The 17,611-nt window shown below is 74.9% G+C and carries 11 protein-coding genes and 1 pseudogene; 2 read left to right on the top strand and 10 right to left on the bottom strand.

Features of this window, described 5'->3' with window-relative positions; all coding sequences use genetic code 11:
* The first annotated feature begins 67 nt into the window (after positions 1-67).
* On the top strand, positions 68-1,216 hold the full coding sequence (locus tag ACRYR9_RS03845; protein WP_432492676.1) for a Fic family protein: 1,149 nt from the start codon (positions 68-70) through the stop codon (positions 1,214-1,216).
* A gap of 539 nt (positions 1,217-1,755) precedes the next feature.
* Here ACRYR9_RS03845 and ACRYR9_RS03840 read toward each other — a convergent pair.
* The 7 genes from ACRYR9_RS03840 to ACRYR9_RS03810 all read right to left on the bottom strand — a co-directional run bounded on the left by ACRYR9_RS03840 (position 1,756) and on the right by ACRYR9_RS03810 (position 12,597).
* Positions 1,756-2,574: a hypothetical protein gene (locus tag ACRYR9_RS03840; protein ID WP_432492674.1), complete on the bottom strand. Its 819-nt coding sequence runs from the start codon at positions 2,572-2,574 to the stop codon at positions 1,756-1,758.
* Positions 2,571-4,628 (bottom strand): alpha-galactosidase, encoded by a 2,058-nt coding sequence (locus ACRYR9_RS03835; protein WP_432492672.1) that lies wholly within the window; start codon positions 4,626-4,628, stop codon positions 2,571-2,573. Before ACRYR9_RS03835 ends, ACRYR9_RS03840 begins: the two co-directional genes overlap by 4 nt.
* Entirely contained in the window at positions 4,625-5,410 is a 786-nt protein-coding gene (locus ACRYR9_RS03830; protein WP_432492784.1) for a carbohydrate ABC transporter permease, read from the bottom strand. The genes ACRYR9_RS03835 and ACRYR9_RS03830 overlap by 4 nt, the downstream gene beginning before the upstream one ends.
* Before the next feature lie 86 nt (positions 5,411-5,496).
* Entirely contained in the window at positions 5,497-6,378 is an 882-nt protein-coding gene (locus tag ACRYR9_RS03825) for a carbohydrate ABC transporter permease (protein ID WP_432492782.1), read from the bottom strand.
* A 101-nt stretch (positions 6,379-6,479) separates the two neighbouring features.
* The gene (locus ACRYR9_RS03820; protein ID WP_432492670.1) at positions 6,480-7,778 is read right to left on the bottom strand and encodes an ABC transporter substrate-binding protein; all 1,299 of its coding nucleotides are present in this window, start codon (positions 7,776-7,778) and stop codon (positions 6,480-6,482) included.
* The gene (locus ACRYR9_RS03815; RefSeq protein ID WP_432492668.1) at positions 7,775-9,139 is read right to left on the bottom strand and encodes a cellulase-like family protein; all 1,365 of its coding nucleotides are present in this window, start codon (positions 9,137-9,139) and stop codon (positions 7,775-7,777) included. Before ACRYR9_RS03815 ends, ACRYR9_RS03820 begins: the two co-directional genes overlap by 4 nt.
* Positions 9,136-12,597, bottom strand: a complete 3,462-nt coding sequence (locus tag ACRYR9_RS03810; RefSeq protein ID WP_432492666.1) for a DUF5107 domain-containing protein — start codon at positions 12,595-12,597, stop codon at positions 9,136-9,138. The genes ACRYR9_RS03815 and ACRYR9_RS03810 overlap by 4 nt, the downstream gene beginning before the upstream one ends.
* 106 nt (positions 12,598-12,703) lie before the next feature.
* On the opposite strand from ACRYR9_RS03810, the gene ACRYR9_RS03805 reads away from it, so the two are divergent.
* Positions 12,704-13,573, top strand: a complete 870-nt coding sequence (locus ACRYR9_RS03805) for a helix-turn-helix domain-containing protein (RefSeq protein ID WP_432492664.1) — start codon at positions 12,704-12,706, stop codon at positions 13,571-13,573.
* Between the two features lie 39 nt (positions 13,574-13,612).
* Here ACRYR9_RS03805 and ACRYR9_RS03800 read toward each other — a convergent pair whose 3' ends face one another.
* The 3 genes and pseudogenes from ACRYR9_RS03800 to ACRYR9_RS03790 form a co-directional block, all read right to left on the bottom strand.
* The gene (locus ACRYR9_RS03800; RefSeq protein WP_432492662.1) at positions 13,613-15,403 is read right to left on the bottom strand and encodes an ABC transporter ATP-binding protein; all 1,791 of its coding nucleotides are present in this window, start codon (positions 15,401-15,403) and stop codon (positions 13,613-13,615) included.
* A complete protein-coding gene (locus tag ACRYR9_RS03795; RefSeq protein WP_432492660.1) occupies positions 15,400-17,307 on the bottom strand; it encodes an ABC transporter ATP-binding protein in 1,908 nt (635 codons plus the stop codon). The genes ACRYR9_RS03800 and ACRYR9_RS03795 overlap by 4 nt, the downstream gene beginning before the upstream one ends.
* A gap of 201 nt (positions 17,308-17,508) precedes the next feature.
* A pseudogene (locus tag ACRYR9_RS03790) lies at positions 17,509-17,611 on the bottom strand (IS5/IS1182 family transposase); the annotation flags it as partial.

Here is a 17,611-nt window from a genome sequence, read left to right as displayed (position 1 = left end):
TCCCCGGCGGCACCGCCAGCCGTGCCGCTACGACGCTTTCGTCCCGGACCCCCTCGTGGGTCGAGAGGTGCTCCTGCCTGCGGACGTGATCGCCGACGTCTCCGACGCTGAGCGAGCCGTGCAGCGCCTCAACAGCTCGGACCTGCCCTACCGCGGCTACGAGGCCATCGCCCGACTGCTGCTGCGCGCCGAAGCGGTGGCGTCCTCGCGCATCGAGGGCCTGGAGATCGGCGGCCGCCGGCTGGCGCGCGCCGACGCCGCGCGCGCCACGGACGGCTCCTCACCCGACGAGGGGGCCGCCGAGGTCCTCGGCAACATCGACGCCATGCGGGCGGCCGTCGACGACGTCGCCCGCCGACCCCGTGTCGGCGTCGACGGCATCCGCGACATCCACCGCGCCCTGCTGGCCGGCACCCGGGACGCCTCCTGGGCTGGGCAGGTGCGGGACCGGCAGAACTGGATCGGCGGGTCGAGCTACAACCCGTGCCGCGCTGACTTCGTGCCCCCGCCCCCCGGCGAGGTTGGCGTGCTGCTGGAGGACCTCGCCGAGTACCTGGAGTCGGACTGGCACTCCCCGCTGGTGCAGGCGGCCATCGCGCACGCGCAGTTCGAGACCATCCACCCCTTCGCCGACGGCAACGGCCGCACCGGTCGCGCGCTCATCCACGTGGTGCTCGCCCGGCGCGGCTTGAGCCCGCGACACGTGCCGCCGATCAGCCTCGTGCTCGCCACCCGCAGCCGGGACTACGTCGCCGGGCTCACCTCCTACCGCGCAGCGCCGGAGGACCCCAGCGGCCTGGCCGAGTGGATCGCCGTCTTCGCCGCGGCCACCACCGAAGCGTGCGAACGCGTCGCCGGGCTCACCACCGGCCTGGCCGAGCTGGCGCAGCGGTGGCGCGAGAAGGTCGGGACCGTGCGGGCCGGATCCACCGTGGCGCAGCTGCTCGACGAGGTGCTGCCCCAGGCGCCGGTGCTCACCGTCGCCCAGCTGGTCAAGCTCACCGGGCGCTCCACGCAGGCGGTCAACGAGGCCGTCGACCGGCTGCATGTCGCCGGTGTGCTGCGACAGACGACCGCGGGGCGGCGGAACCGCGCCTTCGAGGTCGACGGGCTCATCGACCTCATCACCGGGTTCGAGCGCTCCTTGGCCTCACCGGCCGGGGACACGGCGGTCGAGCCACCGGCGCGGCCAGTGCCGCGGCGGGTCGGTCGGTAGTGCATGCCCTGCTGTGGTGGTGCTCACGGCCCCGTGAATCACCAGGAGGACTGCTCACCACCTGAGTGCTTGTGATTCACGTGCGGAGGAACCGCAAGCGCGGCGGTCGCTGGCATCGAGGTCGCCGACGATCCGGCTGGTGGTGCGTGGGGTTGTGCGAGGCGCTCGTGCTCACTCCGTGCCCCACGGTGAGGACGCCGAGGAGTGCTGCGCGAAGGCCTCGCGCACGCGCCGGCGCTCCACCTCGGACAGCACGGCGGCGAAGGGCGAGTTCTGCCGCAGCTCCCGCGCCCGCGGGGACGGGGAGGTCAGGGCCGTCAGGGTGCCCTCGACGGGCCCGTCGAGCAGGTCCGCCCATTCCGCCAGCTACAGGCTGCGGCGCTGGTCCCGGCTCAGCCGCGCGCCCGTCGTCGTGTGGGGCAGGTCGCGGCGCTCGCACAGGTTGACGACGTGCTGGCGTGAGACACGGTATGAAACACAACAGACACAACATCGGTGTCTGTTGGTTGCGTTTGTAGCGGGCGCCTGCACGCCGGTTGTCAGCCCTCACGGTGCGCGGTGAGCGTCAGCCGCCACGTGAGCTGGCCGTCGGCGTCGAGCACGCCGGTCTCCCCGGCGCTCGCGGTTGCCAGGTCCGCGGACGCGCCGAGCAGCGGCTCGACGCCCACGGACCGGTAGGGCGCCGCCTGCGGCCACCCGCGGAGGTTGCGCCACACCACGAGGGACACCGGCCCGGTGCCGCGCACCACCTGCCACCGCAGGGACAGCCGGTCGGCGCCGTCGAGGACGTCGACGCTGTCGGTGGCGACGACGGCGCAGCGGGCGGTGCCGTCGTCGGGGCCGAGCGCGTCGAGCGGGACGCCGGCGCCGTCGGGCCAGGTGGTGCGCACGGACCGGCCGGGCGCCGGCTGGTCGAGCACCGTCACGGGTGGCGCGTCGGGGACGAGGAGTCGGGCGGCGGGGGAGAGGTCGAGGAGGGCGTGCACGGCGTGCAGTACGTGCGCGCCGGGTGGGCCGGTCACGTCGTAGGCGGCGACCACGGCCTCGTCCTGCACCGCCAGCGAGCGCCGCAGCGACAGCGCTCCCGTCCGCACGGACGCGCTGCCCGGCCCTTCGGTGGTCCACGCCTGCGACCACACGTCGCCGTGGTCGGGTGTGCCGCGCAGGGTGGGGAAGCACTCCTCCACCCCGCCGGTGTCGACGAACGCGTGACCGGGTCGCGCGGCGGCGCGCGCGGCCGGGGGCGCGGCGGGGTTGCACCAGAGCCACTCGCGCTCGGGCGTGCGCAGCGACGTCCACCGTCCGCCGTGGGCGTCGTCGGTCTGCACGAGGAGCGGGCGCGGGCGCCAGGTGCTCACACGCGGTCCAGCACGATCACGTCGCAGTCGCCGCGCGACCACGTCACCACCAGTCCGTCCTCCACCGCGAACGTCGAGCCGTCAGGTGCACGCAGCCGAGAACCAGCCGGCAGGTCGCCCAGTGGCACCCGCCAGGCGGCGGGGCGGCCCGGCCGCGCCCACGCCAGCACGACCACCGTCGCCTCACCCGTGTACTGCACCGCGTACGCGGCATCTGCGGGGGTGCCGTGCCGGCGCACCAGGCCGCCGTGCAGGACGTGCCGCACCGAGCGGTGCAGCGCCACCAGTTCGCGCACCCGCTCCCGCTGCTCTGGGCTCCAGCGCAGCAGGTCCCCGCCCAGGCCCATCACCCCGGCCATCGCCACGACGCACCGGAAGTCGACGCTGACGGGATCGCGGTCCAGCACGTCCGGTTCGTCGGTCACCCACGAGCTCATCACCCACGCCGGGTGGGTGGACAGGAACCCGTGCTGCACGGCCAGCCGGTCGCGCGGTCCGGTCTCGTCGCTGGGCCACACCACGTCGGTGCGGGCCAGCACCGCCAGGTCGATGCGGCCGCCGCCGCCCGCGCACGCCTCCACGGTGACGTGCGGGAACTCTTCCCGCAGCGCGTCCAGCACGCGGTGGTACGCCTGCGTGTGCCGCCAGGACCAGTCGTCCCCACCGGGCACGGCGCCGCCGCCGTCGGTGATCGCGCGGTTCATGTCCCACTTCAGGTAGCTGATCCCGTAGCGGGTCAGCAGCCGGCGCAACTGCGCCAGCACCCACGCCTCCACCTCCGGGCGGCCCAGGTCGAGGACGAGCTGGTGGCGCAGCCGCACCGGGTCCCGGCCCGACGCGCGGTGCACCCACTCCGGGTGGGCGCGGAACAGGTCGCTGTCCTCGTTGACGGCCTCCGGCTCCACCCACAGCCCGAAGCGCAGGCCGCGCTCGCGCACGCCCGCGACCAGAGGTTCCAGCCCGCCGGGGAACTTCGCCTCGTCGACGTCCCAGTCGCCGAGCCCGGCGCGGTCGCAGGTGCGGCCGCGGAACCAGCCGTCGTCGACGACGAACACCTCTGCGCCCAGGTCGGCGGCCACGTCCGCCAGCGCGAGCTGGTGCTCCGCCCGCACGCCGAAGCCGGTGGCGTACCAGGAGTTCGCCACCACCGGCCGGTGCTGGGGGCCCGTGGAGCGGGCCAGCGTGCGCTGGTAGGCGTGCCACGCCTGGGCGGCCTCGTCCGGGCCGCCGGGAACCCACAGCCCGGCCAGCTCCGGGGTGGTCACCGACCCGCCCGGTGGCAGCGTCACCACGCCGGCCTCGTCGTCGGGGCCGCCGGCCACGCGCACGTGGTCGGCGAACGGCACGGCTTCCACCTGCAGCCGCCACGACCCGCTCCACGCCAGCGCCACCGCGTACGTCCCGGCGTCGCGACTCTCGCGGTCCTCCTGGCCGTCGCGGGCGCGGACGGTGACGACGGGGGAGGCGCTGTGCGAGGTGACGCCCTGCCGGCTGCCCAGGCTGAACGTCCCGACCGGCAGGTCCACGACGGCCTCGGTGAACTCCCGCGACCACGCCCCCGTCAGCGTCCCCACGCGCGCGCCCGGCCCGACCGGCGGGGTGAACGCGCCACCCCAGCAGCGCAGCAGCTCCACCGCGTGCGGGGAGCGGTTGCGCACCACCGCGTGCTTGGTGACCACGTCGTGGGCGGTGCTGCTGCGCAGCACCAGCTCCACGTCCACCTCGGCGACCTCGTCGGTGAACGGCGCGCGCAGCTCGTGCACCTCCCCGCCGACCGTCAGCGTCACCTCGCCGGCGGCGCGCAGCCGGACACCGCGCAGCCCGTCGGCGCGGCGGGCGACGAGTTCGGCGGCGTGCGCGGAGCGGGTGCCCAGCGCGGTGGCCTCCAGCGGCAGCAGGTCCAGCGGTGTCTCGAAGGACGTGCGCCGTGGCGCCGGGGCCGGCTGCGCACCGCCGCGGGCGCCCCAGTGCACGCGCACCAGACCCGCCCCGTCCGGGGCGAGCGCGACGACGTGCTCCCCGGAGCGGGTCGGCAGCGTCCACGGGCCGCTCACTTGTTCGAGCCCACCAGCAGCCCGGAGACGAACTGCTTCTGGAAGAGGAAGAACACGACCGCGGTGGGGATCGCCGCGACGAGCGAGGCCGCCGCGATGACGTTCCACGCGCTGGAGTAGCCGCCCATGAGGTTCAGCAGCGCCGCCGTGATCGGGAACTTCGACTCCGAGCGCAGGACCGTCAGCGCCCAGATGAGGTCGTTGAAGATCCACGTGGTGGCCAGGGCCGCCAGCGCCGCCATCGCCGGGCGGCTCAGCGGCAGGACGATCCGCAGGTAGATGCGCCCCGCGCCCGCCCCGTCCAGGCGGGCGGCCTCGAACAGCTCCTCCGGCAGCCCGCGCATGAAGCCGTGCAGCACGAAGGTGTAGAAGCCGATGCCGAAGCCCACCTGCACCGCCACGAGCGCGAAGAGGGTGTCGGCGATGCCGAGGGACTCGCTGATGCGCGCCACCGGAACCAGCAGGATCTGCGGGGGCAGCAGGTTGCCGGCCAGCATCGCCAGCAGGATCGTCTTGCGGCCCGGGATCGCGAAGCGGCTCAGGGAGTACGCCGCCCACGACGACAGCAGCAGCGAGGCCAGCACGGCGCACGCGGTCACGGCGATGCTGTTGCCCAGCGCCCGCACCAGCCCGCCGCCGCTGAAGGCCGTCGCGAAGCCGTCCAGGGTGAAGGACGCCGGCAGCGCCGCCAGTCCGCGGGCGGCGATGTCGTCGAAGGAGCGGAACGCGATGAGCCCGACGTAGACGACGGGGCTCAGCCACAGCAGGGTCAGCGGCACCATGACCACGTGCAACCACGGCGAGCGGGCTCGCCGCGGCCGCCGCGGTCGCGGTGCGGCGGCGCTGCCGGGGGCGAGGGTGGTGGCGGTCACGACTGCTCCTCCGCGCGGGCCTGGCGGGCCAGGTAGGTGATGATGAAGCCGATCGCCAGGACGAAGATGACGACCGCGATCGCCGAGGCGTAGCCGAGGTTCCCCGACGTGAACGCCTGCTGGAACATGTACGTGCTCAGCAGTTGCGTCGTGTTGTAGGGACCACCGCGGGTCATCGCCCACACGATGTCGAAGGTGCGCAGCGAGTCGATGACGGTGACCGCGAAGACCACCGTGTTCACCCCGCGCAGCTGCGGCATGACGATGTGCCAGAAGCGCTGCCAGGCGCTCGCGCCGTCGACCGCCGCGGCCTCCTCCAGCGTCGCGTCGCAGCCCTTCAGCCCGGCCAGGTACAGCACCATGATGTAGCCGACCTGCCGCCACACCGCGGCCACGAGGATCGCCGCCAGCGCCACGTCCGGGTCGGCCAGCCACTGCCGCTGCAGCGAGCCCAGCCCCACTGCCTCCAGGCCGGCGTTCACCGGGCCGCCCGGCTGGTACATCACCCGCCAGAACAGGCCCGTCACCGCCATCGAGACGACCATCGGCAGGTAGATCGCGCTGCGGTAGAAGCCCACCCCGCGGCCGGGCCTGTTCAGCGCCACCGCCAGCGCCAGGCCGCCCACCACGGACAGGACGCCGAAGCCGAGCACCCAGAGCGCGTTGTTGGTCAGGGCCGTGCGGAAGATCGGGTCCTCGGCCAGGTCGGTGAAGTTCTGCAGGCCCACGGGCTCGGCCGGGCTGATGCCGTCCCAGCGGGTGAGCGAGAGGGAGAAGGAGTTGGCGGCCGGCCAGAAGACCCAGAACAGCTCCACCGCCAGCGGCAGCAGCAGGAACACCCACACCAGCAGCGGCACCCGCCGCAGCCGGGCGCCCAGCGAAGGGCCGCCCGGCCGGGCGGGGCCGCGGGCGCCGCCGGCGGGACGGGGGCCGTCGGACCCCCGCCGCGCCGGCCGCGCCGCGGCCCTCACGTCGCTGCTCACTGCCCGAAGACCCCCTCCGCGGCCCGCTGCCACTCCTGAAGGACCCGGTCGCGCGAGCCCGGGTCGGCGAGGAACTGCGTCAGCGCGGTGTCCGCCGTCGTCTGCAGCGCGTCGGAGGAGTCGCGGTTGAAGAACTGGGTGATCTCCTCCGTGGAGTTGAGCAGCTCGATGCCCTTCTGCACCAGCGGGCTGAACTGCGAGGTGTCGACGTCCGGGGACGTCGGCAGGTTGGAGGACCCGGACTGCTCGATGAAGGCCTGCTGCTGCTCCGGGGCGGCCAGGTAGGACAGGAAGGCGATCGTGGCGTCGGGGTCGGAGGTGCCGGCCGCGGCGAAGTAGCCGTCCGTCGGGGCCTCCTCAGCCGTCGGCACGTCCGGGTTGATCACCGGGACGGAGAAGAAGTCCAGGTCGTCGCGCTGGTCCTCGGGGAAGTACTGGGTGACGAAGGCGCCGATGAGGTACATGCCGGCCTGGTCCTGCGCCATCGGCACGGACGCGTCCTGCGCCGAGTACGAGCCCATGTTCGGGTCGAAGTAGGGGATGAGCCGCTCGTACTGCTCCAGGACCGCGACGACCTCCGGGTCGGTGAAGGAGTGCTCCCCGGCCAGCAGTTCGCGGTGGTACTGCGCCCCGTTGATGCGCAGGTCCAGGTAGTCGAACCAGCCCGACGCCATCCACGGGGTGGAGCCGATGCCGTTGGCCAGCGGGGCGACGCCCTGGCCCGAGAGGTTCTCGCACAGCGCGAGGAACTCGTCCCACGTCGTCGGCGGCTGCACGCCCCAGCGCTCGAAGGCGCTCTTCTTGTAGAAGACCGACCACCAGTAGTAGTTGGTGGGGACGAAGATCTGGGTGCCGTCGTCGGCGCTGGACAGGTTCTTCAGCGCCTCGGAGAAGCCCGCGCACGCGCCGTCGCCCTCCCACATGCTCGACACGTCCAGCAGCAGGCCCTGGGCGGCGTAGTCGCGGGCCACCGACCCGGCGTACCAGCTCATGACGTCCGGCGGGTCGTTCGAGCGCAGGTAGTTGGTCAGCTGGGCGCGGAACTGCTCGGTGGCGACCGAGTTCATCGTCACGTCGCCGTCGTAGCTCTGCACGATCGCCTCGAGGGCCGCCTTGGGCGCGGTGTCCTGGATGGAGTTCTGGAAGACGATGCCGCCACCGCCGCCCCCTCCACCGCCGGCGGCCGCGCCGCCGCCCTCCGAGCCGCTGGTGCCGACGCAACCGGTCAGCAGGCCGGCGCCGCCGAGGCCGGCCGTGGCCGCGAGCAGGCTGCGCCGCGAGAGTCGGGAGTTCATCGTCGAACCTCCTGTGCGCCGTCGTCGGCGCGGTCGTGGTGGGTGGTGCCGGGCCCGTCGGGCTGATCGGGCCGGTCGGTGGGGGTGGTGCCGGTCAGGAGGGCCGCGCACTCGCGCTGCAGGGCGACGTCGGCCCACATGCTGTGCTGCGGCGCGGCGTTGGAGCAGACCACCGCGCCCCACGCGCCGAGGCGGTGCGCCTCGCGCACGGCCCGGCGGCACAGTTCCGCGCCGACCGGTCCCTCCTCGAAGCGCCCGCGCTTGGGGGTGTAGCCGACATACCCCTCGCCCAGCACCAGCGGGACCCCGCGCGCCGCGGCCCAGTCGGCGGCGACCTCCAGCCACAGCGTGAGCTTCTGCTCCACCGCCAGGCGGTGCTCGCCCCAGCGGTCGTACAGCCAGCGGTCGAAGGCCTCCGGGTCGCACCAGTCGTGCACGTACACCTCGGGCAGCGAGACGACCGTGGCGTCCAGCTTCCAGGCGTTGTCCTCGCCCGGCCCCCAGTCGCCCACCTCGGGCGCGCCCGGGCGCAGCAGCGGGGCCGCCCGCTCACGGGAGAACTCCTCCACCGGCCCGCGCAGGCCGAAGACGTCGATGAGCTCCTGCAGGTTGCCGTAGGCGTAGGGGTGCACGACGAGGACCTCCGCGCTGGGCGGCACCGCGCTCAGCGCACCGACCGGCACCCCGGCGTAGTTCACCGTGCACAGCCGGTCGGGGTGACGCTGCTTGAAGCAGCGGATTCCGCGCTCCAGGCGGTCCGTCAGCGCCCGCACCGCCGCCTCGCCGCGTTCCACGCCCAGGCCGTCGACGAGGAAGCCGATCTGGACCTCGTTGTGCAGCTCGGTGAACAGTACCGTCTCGTCCAGGCCCTCGACCACCAGCAGGTCGATCAGGTCGGCGTGCGCGTCGGCCAGGACCTCCGCCCGCTCGTCAGGGTCCACCGCGTGCAGCGCCTCGTACCAGGCGGGGTCCAGCGCGAACGACGGCGACTGCTGGTACTCCCAGCTGGAGACGATGACGTGCACGTCGTGGCGCTGCGCGGCGCGGAAGAACGCCAAAGTGTGCTCGCGCGCATCGATCGTCGTCTCGTGCGCCACGTCGTACCAGCGCACGCCCTGCCCGTACTCCCCGCCGAGCGGACCGAGCCGCAGCGCGGAGGTGTCCACGCCGGAGCGGAACAGCAGGAACGGCATCGCGCAGATCCGCACCGCGTTGCAGCCGCGCTCCACCGCTTGCGCGAAGGCGGCGTCGAGGTCCTCGAACGGCTCGCCCGGACCGGTGCGCACGTACCAGGAGAAGTCCCACAGGCTGATGACGAGCTTCTCCGGCGCACCGGCCGGCAGGTTCCGCGTCGCGGTCACCGGGCCACCTCCTCGATCCGGGTGACGGGTCCACCGGGCGTGGCGGCGGGCTCGGTGTCGGGCTCGGCGGCGGGTGCGCCCAGCAGCTGCGGGTGGGTGGCCAGGGCGTGCGCCAGGTCGGCCGCGTGCCGGCTGGCGGCCAGCCGCGGGTCGGCCAGCAGCTCGCGGGCGCGCCCGGCGTCGCCGTCCAGCAGCGCCAGCTGCGCGTCGAGCACCACCACCCGACGGTCGCGCACCACGAGCGGGTCCTCCTCGAACAGCAGCAGGTCCGGCAGCGAGGTGGCGAAGTAGTCCACCACCGGCACCGCCGCCGCGAACGCGTCGCGGAAGCGGCGCAGCGAGGAGGTCAGCGGCCCGTCGTCGCGGCCCAGCCGGCGCAGCGCCAGCACCGAGGAGAACGTCGCCTCGCTGTGCTCCTGCGTGCTCATCCCCAGGAAGTCCCCGCGGTGCTCGGCCGCCGCCCCCCACGCCGCACGCGCCGCGCCCGCGTCGCCGGCCGCGGCCAGCGCGTCGCCCAGCAGCAGGTGCAGCTGCGCCGTCGCCGCCAGCGGGTGCCGCGCCTCGCCCAGGCACGCCGGGCTGTCCAGCGCCGCCCGCAGATGCGCCACCGCCGCGGCCGGGTCATCCGCGAGCGCCTGCAGGGCCAGGCGGGTCCGGGCTCGCTCCCACGCGGAGAGCACCTGACCCTCCCCGCCCTCCCACGGCTGGAACGTGCGGGTGGTCAGCAGCTGCACGGCCCGCGCCGCGCCGCCGGTGCTCACCAGCAGGTGCGCGACCTCCACGAGGGCGTCGTCGCGCTGCTCGGCCAGGTCCCAGCGCTCCCGCCAGCGCGCCAGCCGCTGCTGCGGGGTCAGGCCGCGCAGCGCGTCGAGCTGGTCCACCTCGAAGCGCAGCCGCGCCTCGTCCGGGGCGGCCTGCTCCGCCCGCGCGTACGCCGCGCGGGCGGCCTCGAGGTCGCGGTGGTCGTTGACCAGCGCCAGGCCCAGGTTGCGGTGCGGCACCGGGTCGCCCGGTGTGCCCGCCGCGCCGGCCCGCCAGTCCGCGACGGCGTCGGCGTGCCGGCCCGCCGCGTACAGCCAGTGCCCGCGCAGGGTGCGGGCCCGCGGGTCGGCGGCCGACGCGCTCAGCGCGGCCACGTCCTCGCGCCGGCCGGGGAAGCACCACGTGGTGTCGCGCGCCGCGGCGTCGGCGCGCGCGGCGGCCGCCTCCTGCGCGCGGCCGAGCCGGTCCAGGACCAGTGCGCGGTGGTGCGCCAGCAGGGGGCCGGCCGCCGGTTGCCCCGCCGCGCGCAGCGGCTCGCGCTCCTCAGCCTCGTCGAGGACCTGCAGCGCGTCCTCCAGCTCCCCGGCGCCGGCCAGCTCCAGCGCCACGTCCAGGCAGGTCTGCGCGTCCGCGCTGGCGGGCAGGCCGTCGAGGTGGCGCAGCCACGCGTCCAGCGGGTCCAGGGCGCGCGCGGCGGCCAGCACGTCCTCCGCGTCGTCGACCACGCCGTTCCCCAGCCGCCGCCGGCACACCACCTCCAGCGCGGCGGCCTGCAGGTGCTCCGGCTCCACCCGGCGCACGTCGGCCAGCCGGTGCAGGGCGGCCTCGGTGCGCCCGGCGCGCGCGTCCAGCCGCGCCATCCGGTACCCGGCCGGTCCCCGCCACGCCCGCGCCCACGACGCGCGCCCGTACGCGTCGTAGGCGTCGTCCTCGCGCCCGCGGGCCTCCAGGACCACGCCCAGCAGGTACAGCGCGGTGGTGTCCCGCGGCGTGGGGTGGTGGGAGGTCAGGCGGTCCACCGCGCGGCGCAGCAGCTCCTCGGCCTCCTCGTCCAGGCCGGCGCGGTAGGCGCGCACCGCCAGGCCCACCAGGCTCGGCACGTGCCCGGGGTCGCGGGCCAGCGCCTCGCGCCAGTACGGCTCCGGAGAGCGGGTGGCGTGCCGGTAGAGCTCCAGGTGCTCGGCGGTCAGCGCCAGCTCCTCCACGCTCGCCACCTCGTGCGGCGCGGGCGGTTCGGTGGCGGGGCCGGGTACCTCCCCGATCCCCGCGCGCTCCTCGGCGGTGCTCCAGCGCACCAGCTCCCGGCCCTCGTGGACGACCGAGACCTCCACGTCCGGCGATCCCGCCCCGCCGGCCGGCACCTCGTGCACGCGCAGCAGCGCCGCCGATGGATCCAGGTCGACCGTCTCGCTCGCCACGACCCGCCCGCCGGCGCGCAGCTCCACCCGCACCCCGGCGCGGGGGCGGGTGACGACGACGGCCAGCCGGACGCGTGCGGCACCCTCCTCGCGGCGCAGGCTGACGGCCGCGTCGGCGCTCGCCCGGTCCAGCGGGCCGCTGTGCCGCACCGGGTACCAGCACTGGGTGAACACCTTCGTCTCCCCGGGCGCCAGCACCGAGAAGTCCGGCTGGTTGTCGGTGAACACCCCCGCCATCAGCTCCACGTAGTGCGCGCCGTCGTCGGAGAGGTTCGCGTCCCACGCGTGCCCGAAGGGGGAGTTCCCCCACGTCCACTGCTTCTTGCCGACGGCGACCTGGTGGTCGGCGACGTGCACGAACCCCACCCCGCGGGCGTGGTCGTAACCGCCGAAGAAGTCCTCCCGGCTGCCCAGGCACATGTACGACGTCGGCACGGGGATCGTGCGGTACCAGTCGATCCGGTCGCCCGTGCCGCGCGCGCCGTCGGCCGCGGTGAACACCTCGCCGGCGCGGGCGGGGTAGTCCACGCCGTAGTAGTGCCGGTCCGCGGCCGGGTAAGCGGTCACGGCGCGCTTGGCGTGGTCGGCCACCACCGTCACGTCGTGCGGGAAGAACGACTGGTAGTCCTCGTCGACGCGGGCGGCGACGTTGGCCCACCACAGGAACGACTGCGGCAGTTCGGTGCGGTTGGCCAGGCGCACCTCGAGCTCCAGCACGGAGCTGCCCGGGCGCAGCCGCAGCGCGTGCGTGCCGCGCATGCGGGTGAACGGGTCGTGGTCGGAGCAGCGCACCACGACCGCGCCGTCCTCCTCGGTCACCGCCTCCCAGTCGGTGGGCAGGTAGGTCGCCGGTCGGTGGTGCTGGGGCCAGTTGAACTCCACGCCGCCGGCGATCCACGGGCCGGCCAGTCCCACCAGGGCGGGTTTGACCACGGGGTTGGCGTAGAAGAGGTCCACCCCGCTGGTGCGGTCGCGCACCACGTGCACGCGCCCGCCCAGCTCGGGCAGCACCACCACGTGCAGCCACTCGTTCTGCAGGTGCACCGCCGTCCAGGCGTGCTCGACGGGGTCGGTGGCGATGCGGTGGTGGAACGGCAGCGGGTACACCCGGCCCGAGGAGCCCTGGTAGACGCGGCGGTCCAGGTAGGCGGGGAACACCTCCGGCGGCAGCGGGTGGTGGGTCGGCAGTGTCAGCGGCGCGCTCCAGACCGCGGCCGGGGCGTCCGCCAGGGCGGCGGGCCGGGCCGGCAGGCCGAGCTGCGTCTCGTCGTCGAGCATGCGGTGACGGTAGGCCGGTGATCACCGCGGCGAGAAGAGACGATCCGACGCTGCCACCTGGACGATCCGACGGTCAGGACCACCCGGACGGCGCTAGCGTCGCGGCGTGCGCATCCGCGAGGGGTTCCCAGGGCAGCGGCTGCGGGTCCTGCCCGCCGACGTCGCCCGCGCCGCGGCCGCGTCCGGGCCGACGTCCCGGCTGCTCGTCACCGACGCCGGGTACTTCCCGCACGCCCACCACCACGGCCGCACGCGCCGCCGGGGCGCCAGCGGCACCGTCGTCATCGTGTGCGTGGGCGGTCGCGGCTGGTGCCGCACCGCCGGCGGCGAGGTGACCGTCGCCCGCGCCCAGGCCCTCGTCCTGCCCGCCGGCCTGCCGCACGCCTACGGCGCCGACGACGCGCACCCCTGGACGATCTGGTGGCTGCACGCGGCCGGCCCCGACGCCCGCTCCTTCGACCGGCAGCTGGGCGGGGACCCGCCGCGCCCGGCCGTCGTCGACCTGCACGACGTGCTGGAGGTGCAGCGCGACGTCGAGCGCGTCGTGGAGCACCTGGAGACCGACGAGACCGGGCCCACCCTGCTGCGCGCGGCCGGCGCGGCGTGGTCGGTGCTGGCGCAGGTGGCAGCCGACGCCGCCGCCGGCAGTCCCGTGCGGCGCGAGCCGGTGCGCCAGGCCCAGGAGCACCTGCGCGCCCACCTCGACGCCCCCGTCTCCGTCGCCGCCCTGGCGCGCGAGGCGGGTCTGTCCACCTCGCACTTCACGGCGCTGTTCCGCGCCGCGACCGGGTCAGGGGTCGTGGAGTACGCCAAGCGGCTGCGCATGGCGCACGCCTGCGAGCTGCTGGTGACCACTGACCTGCCGGTGGCCGAGGTCGCCCGGTGCGTCGGCTACGCCGACCCCTTCTACTTCGCCCGCCACTTCCGCGGCGTGCACGGGTGCAGCCCGACGGCGTTCCGGCGCCGGGAGGAGTGAGGCGGCGGGACGGTCGGTTCCGCCCGGTGGTTCGCCGGATCAGGCGTGCTGCGCCGTCCACGCCGCGTGCAGCCGCGAGTACGGCCCCCCGGCGCGCGCCAGTTCCACCGCCGGCCCCACCTCGACGACCCGCCCGGAGTCGACGACCACCACCGTGTCCGCGGCCTCCGCGGTGGAGAGCCGGTGCGCGATCGCCACGGACGTGCGCCCGCTGAGCACCCCTTCCAGCGCCCGCTGCAACCGCACCTCGGTCGCCGGGTCCACCGAGGACGTCGCCTCGTCCAGCACCAGCAGGTCCGGGTCCGCCAGGTGCGCCCGGGCCAGCGCCACGAGCTGCCGCTCCCCGGCGGAGAGGCGTTCACCGCGTTGCCCGACGGGGGTGTCCAGCCCGTCGGGCAGCCCGTCGAGCCATCCCGCCAGGCCGAGGTCCTCGAACGCCGCCCGCACGTCCTCCTCCGTGGCGCCGGGCTTCCCGCGGCGCACGTTCTCCCCGACGGTGGCGTCGAAGAGGAACCCCTCCTGCGGAACCGCGACGACGCGGCGGTGCAGTTCCCGGCTGGGCAGGTCGCGGGCGTCCACACCGTTCAGCAGCACCCGACCGGAGGCGGGGTCCACGAGGCGGGTCACCAGCCGGGCGAGGGTCGTCTTGCCGGAGCCGGTCTCGCCGACGACGGCGGTGCGCGAACCCGCGGGCAGGTGCAGGGTGACGCCGGTCAGGACGACCTTGTCGGTGCCGGGGTAGGTGTAGGCGACGTCCTCGACGCGCACGTCCACCGGCCCCGCCGGCAGTTCCTTCACGCGTTCCTTCGGCGGTTCGGGGACGGTGACGGGGGTGTCGATGAGGTCGACGACGCGGCGCCAGCCGGCGAGGGCGTTCTGCAGTTCGTTGAGCACCTCGGTCGCGGCCTGCACCGGCCCCACCCACAGCTGCGCGAGGAACAGGAACGCCAGCAACCGTCCCAGGGTGATGTCGCCGTCGACGCCCAGCAGGGTGCCGACCACGATGACGAGCGCCACCACGAGCCCGGAGACGAACACGCCGGTGGTGAACGTCGCCGCGGTCGCCACCTGCGCCTTCACGGCCTGCTTGCGGTGCGCCTCCACGGCCGCATCGACGGTGCGGCGGGAGCGGGCCTCGGCGGCGTGCGCGCGGATCACGTCCGCACCCACGACCGTCTCGGAGACCGCGGCGAGCATCTCGCCCATCCGCACCCGCACCCCGGCGTACGCCTGCGCCACCGGACGCTGCAGCTTGTTGCGCACGAGGACCAGCGGCACGAAGCAGCCGAGCACCACGAGCGCCAGCTGCCACGAGTAGACGAACATCACCGCGGTCGCCAGGACCACCTGCCCCAGCGAGAGCACCAGCACGAGCATGCCGGTCTGCAGGAACGTGGAGATCGTGTCGACGTCGCTGGTGACGCGGCTGACGAGCGCGCCGCGCCGCTCCCCGGACTGGGTGAGCACCGCCAGGTCGTGCACGTGCCGGAACGCACGGGTGCGCAGGTTCGCCAGCCCTGCCTCGGTGGCGCGGAACAGCCGCGCGTTCACCACCCACGCCGTGACCACGGTGAGCAGCACGACGACGGCCGCGATCGAGCACAGCACCGCGACCCTGCCGACGTCCGGGCCGCCGGGGCCCATGACGCCGGTGTCGACGGTCTGCTGCACCGCGATCGGCACGACGAGCTTGCCGACCGTCGTGGCCGCCGCGATGGCCAGGGTGACGCCCAGGCCCTCGGCGATCTGCGGGGTCAGCTCCCGCGCGCGGTGCAGCACCCCGCCGCGCTCGGGGGAACCGGCCGCCGCCCCGATGGTGGTCGCGCTCACGCCATCCCCGCCTTGTTCGCCGCTTCGTCCGCCCGGTCGCGCGCCGCCCGCGCGTACGCCGTCACCAGGTGCCGGTAGCCCGCGTCGCGGGCCTCGACCTCCGCCGCCGGCCCGCGGTCCACGACCCGGCCGCGTTCCAGGTGCACCACCTCGTCGGCCAGCGCGATCGTCGCCGGCCGGTACGCCACCACCACCACGGTCGTGCCGGAACCCGACGACGCCAGCCCGTCCAGCACCGCCCGCTCCACCGCCGGGTCCAGGGCGCTGGTGGCGTCGTCCAGGACCAGCAACCGGGGCTTGCGCACCAGCGCCCGCGCCAGCGCCAGGCGCTGCCGCTGCCCGCCCGACAAGGTCGAACCGCGCTCACCGACCAGCTCGTCCAGGCCGTTCGGCAAGGACCGCACGAAGTCCTCGGCGCGCGCCAGGCGCAGCGCCTCCCACACGTCGTCGTCGCCCACGCGCCGCTCGGCGGGCACGTCGTCGGCGTCCAGGCCCAGGGCGATGTTGCCGCGCACCGTGTCGTCGAACACGAACGTCGACTGCGGCACCAGCGCCGCCGCGCCCGCCACCTCGCCGGCGGCCAGGTCGCGCACGTCCACCCCGTCGAGGAGCACCTGCCCGGACGTGGGGTCGACCAGGCGAACCAGCATCCCCGCCAGCGTCGACTTGCCGGACCCGGTGCCGCCCACGACCGCCACGGTGGTCCCGGCCGCGACGTCGAGGGTGACGTCCGCGAGCGCCGGGGCGGCCTCGCGCCGGGGCGCGGGCGCCTCGTCGCGGCGCACGAACTGCCCGGGGACGTCGGGACGCTCGGCCAGCGGGTCGGTGGCGGGCACGGGGTGGCGGTAGGTGAGGTCCTTCGCCGCGACCGCCAGGGGGCCGGTGCCGGGAGCGGGACGGTCCCCCCACGGGGTCGTCGCCTCCTCCTGCAGCACCGCCTGCACGCGCGCGTCCCCGGCCACGGTGCGCGGCAGTTCCGACAGCAACCACCCGAAGGAGCGCACCGGGAACGCCAGCAGCCCCAGCAGGTACGCGATCTGCACGAGGTCGCCGACGCCCACCGCCCCGTTCGCGGCACGGACCGTGCCGACCACGAGGACCGCGAGGGTGCCCAGGTTCGGCAGGGCGTCGATCACCGGGTCGAACGTGCCGCGGGTACGGCCGGCCGCCACGTTCGCCGCGCGCAACCGGTCCGCGTCGGCCGCGAACCGCTCCACCTCCTCGTCGGCCAGGCCGAGGGTCTTCACGACCAGCGAACCCTCGAAGCTCTCGTGCGCGGTGGCGGAGACCTCCCCGCGCAGCTGCTGCACGCGCGTGACCCGCGGGGACATGCGCCGCTGGTAGACGACGTTCGCGGCCACCAGCGCCGGCAGCACCAGCAGCCCCACCGCCGCCAGCACCGGGTCCGCCGCCGCCATCGCCACACCGGCCACCGCGATGAGGACGACGACGCCGAGCGCGAACGGCAGGATGAACATCGCCTGCCAGGTGGCCTCCACGTCGGAGCTGGCCGTCGCCAGGAGCCGCCCGGCGGGGTGGGCGTGGTGCCACGACAGCGGCAGCTCCAGGTAGCGGCGCGCCAGCGAGCGGCGGTAGCGGGCCTGCAGGGCGAAGGCGACCATGCCGGCCCAGATGCGCCGCACGAGGATCGCCGCGACCGTCACCACGGTGACGGCCATCAGCGCCGCCCCGGCCAGCCACACGTCCGCGGTGCTGACCGCCTCGCCGGAGCCGGTGACGGCGGGCACGACGACCCGCTCCGTCACCCGCCCCACGAGCCAGCCGCTGGCGGCGGTGCCCACGCCGTACAGGGCCGAGCCGATGATCGCGATGGTGAAGAGGCGTGGCTCTTCCCGGGCGCCGCGGGCCATGGTGCGCATGCCGCTGACGAAGGTGCCGCTCACTGGATGAAGCCTGGCACGGGTGCGTGCGCGGTGCTGGATGAGGCTTTCCCGATCACGAGGGCGAACCGGTCGCGGAGCGCCTCGGCGCGGCTCGGGGACGCTGGTGCTCGGCGAAGTCCAGCCACTGGTGGGGTCCTCGACCACCTCGGCTTGACCACTATTCCAGTCACTTGACTCTTAGAGCGACCGGCAGTAGGCACGTCACTTGAGCCGGCGGGTGGTGGGGCGCCCGGGCCAGCGGTAGCGGTCACGGGCCTCGTTGATGAGGCGTCGTAGGACGGTGAGGGCGGCGGCGAGGTGGGTG

The sequence above is a fragment of the Kineococcus auxinigenes genome, from assembly GCF_050871525.1.
In the GTDB taxonomy this organism is placed as follows: Bacteria; Actinomycetota; Actinomycetes; order Actinomycetales; family Kineococcaceae; genus Kineococcus.
Note: the sequence above shows the minus strand (reverse complement) of the source record. Positions and strands in the feature narration are given on the sequence as shown.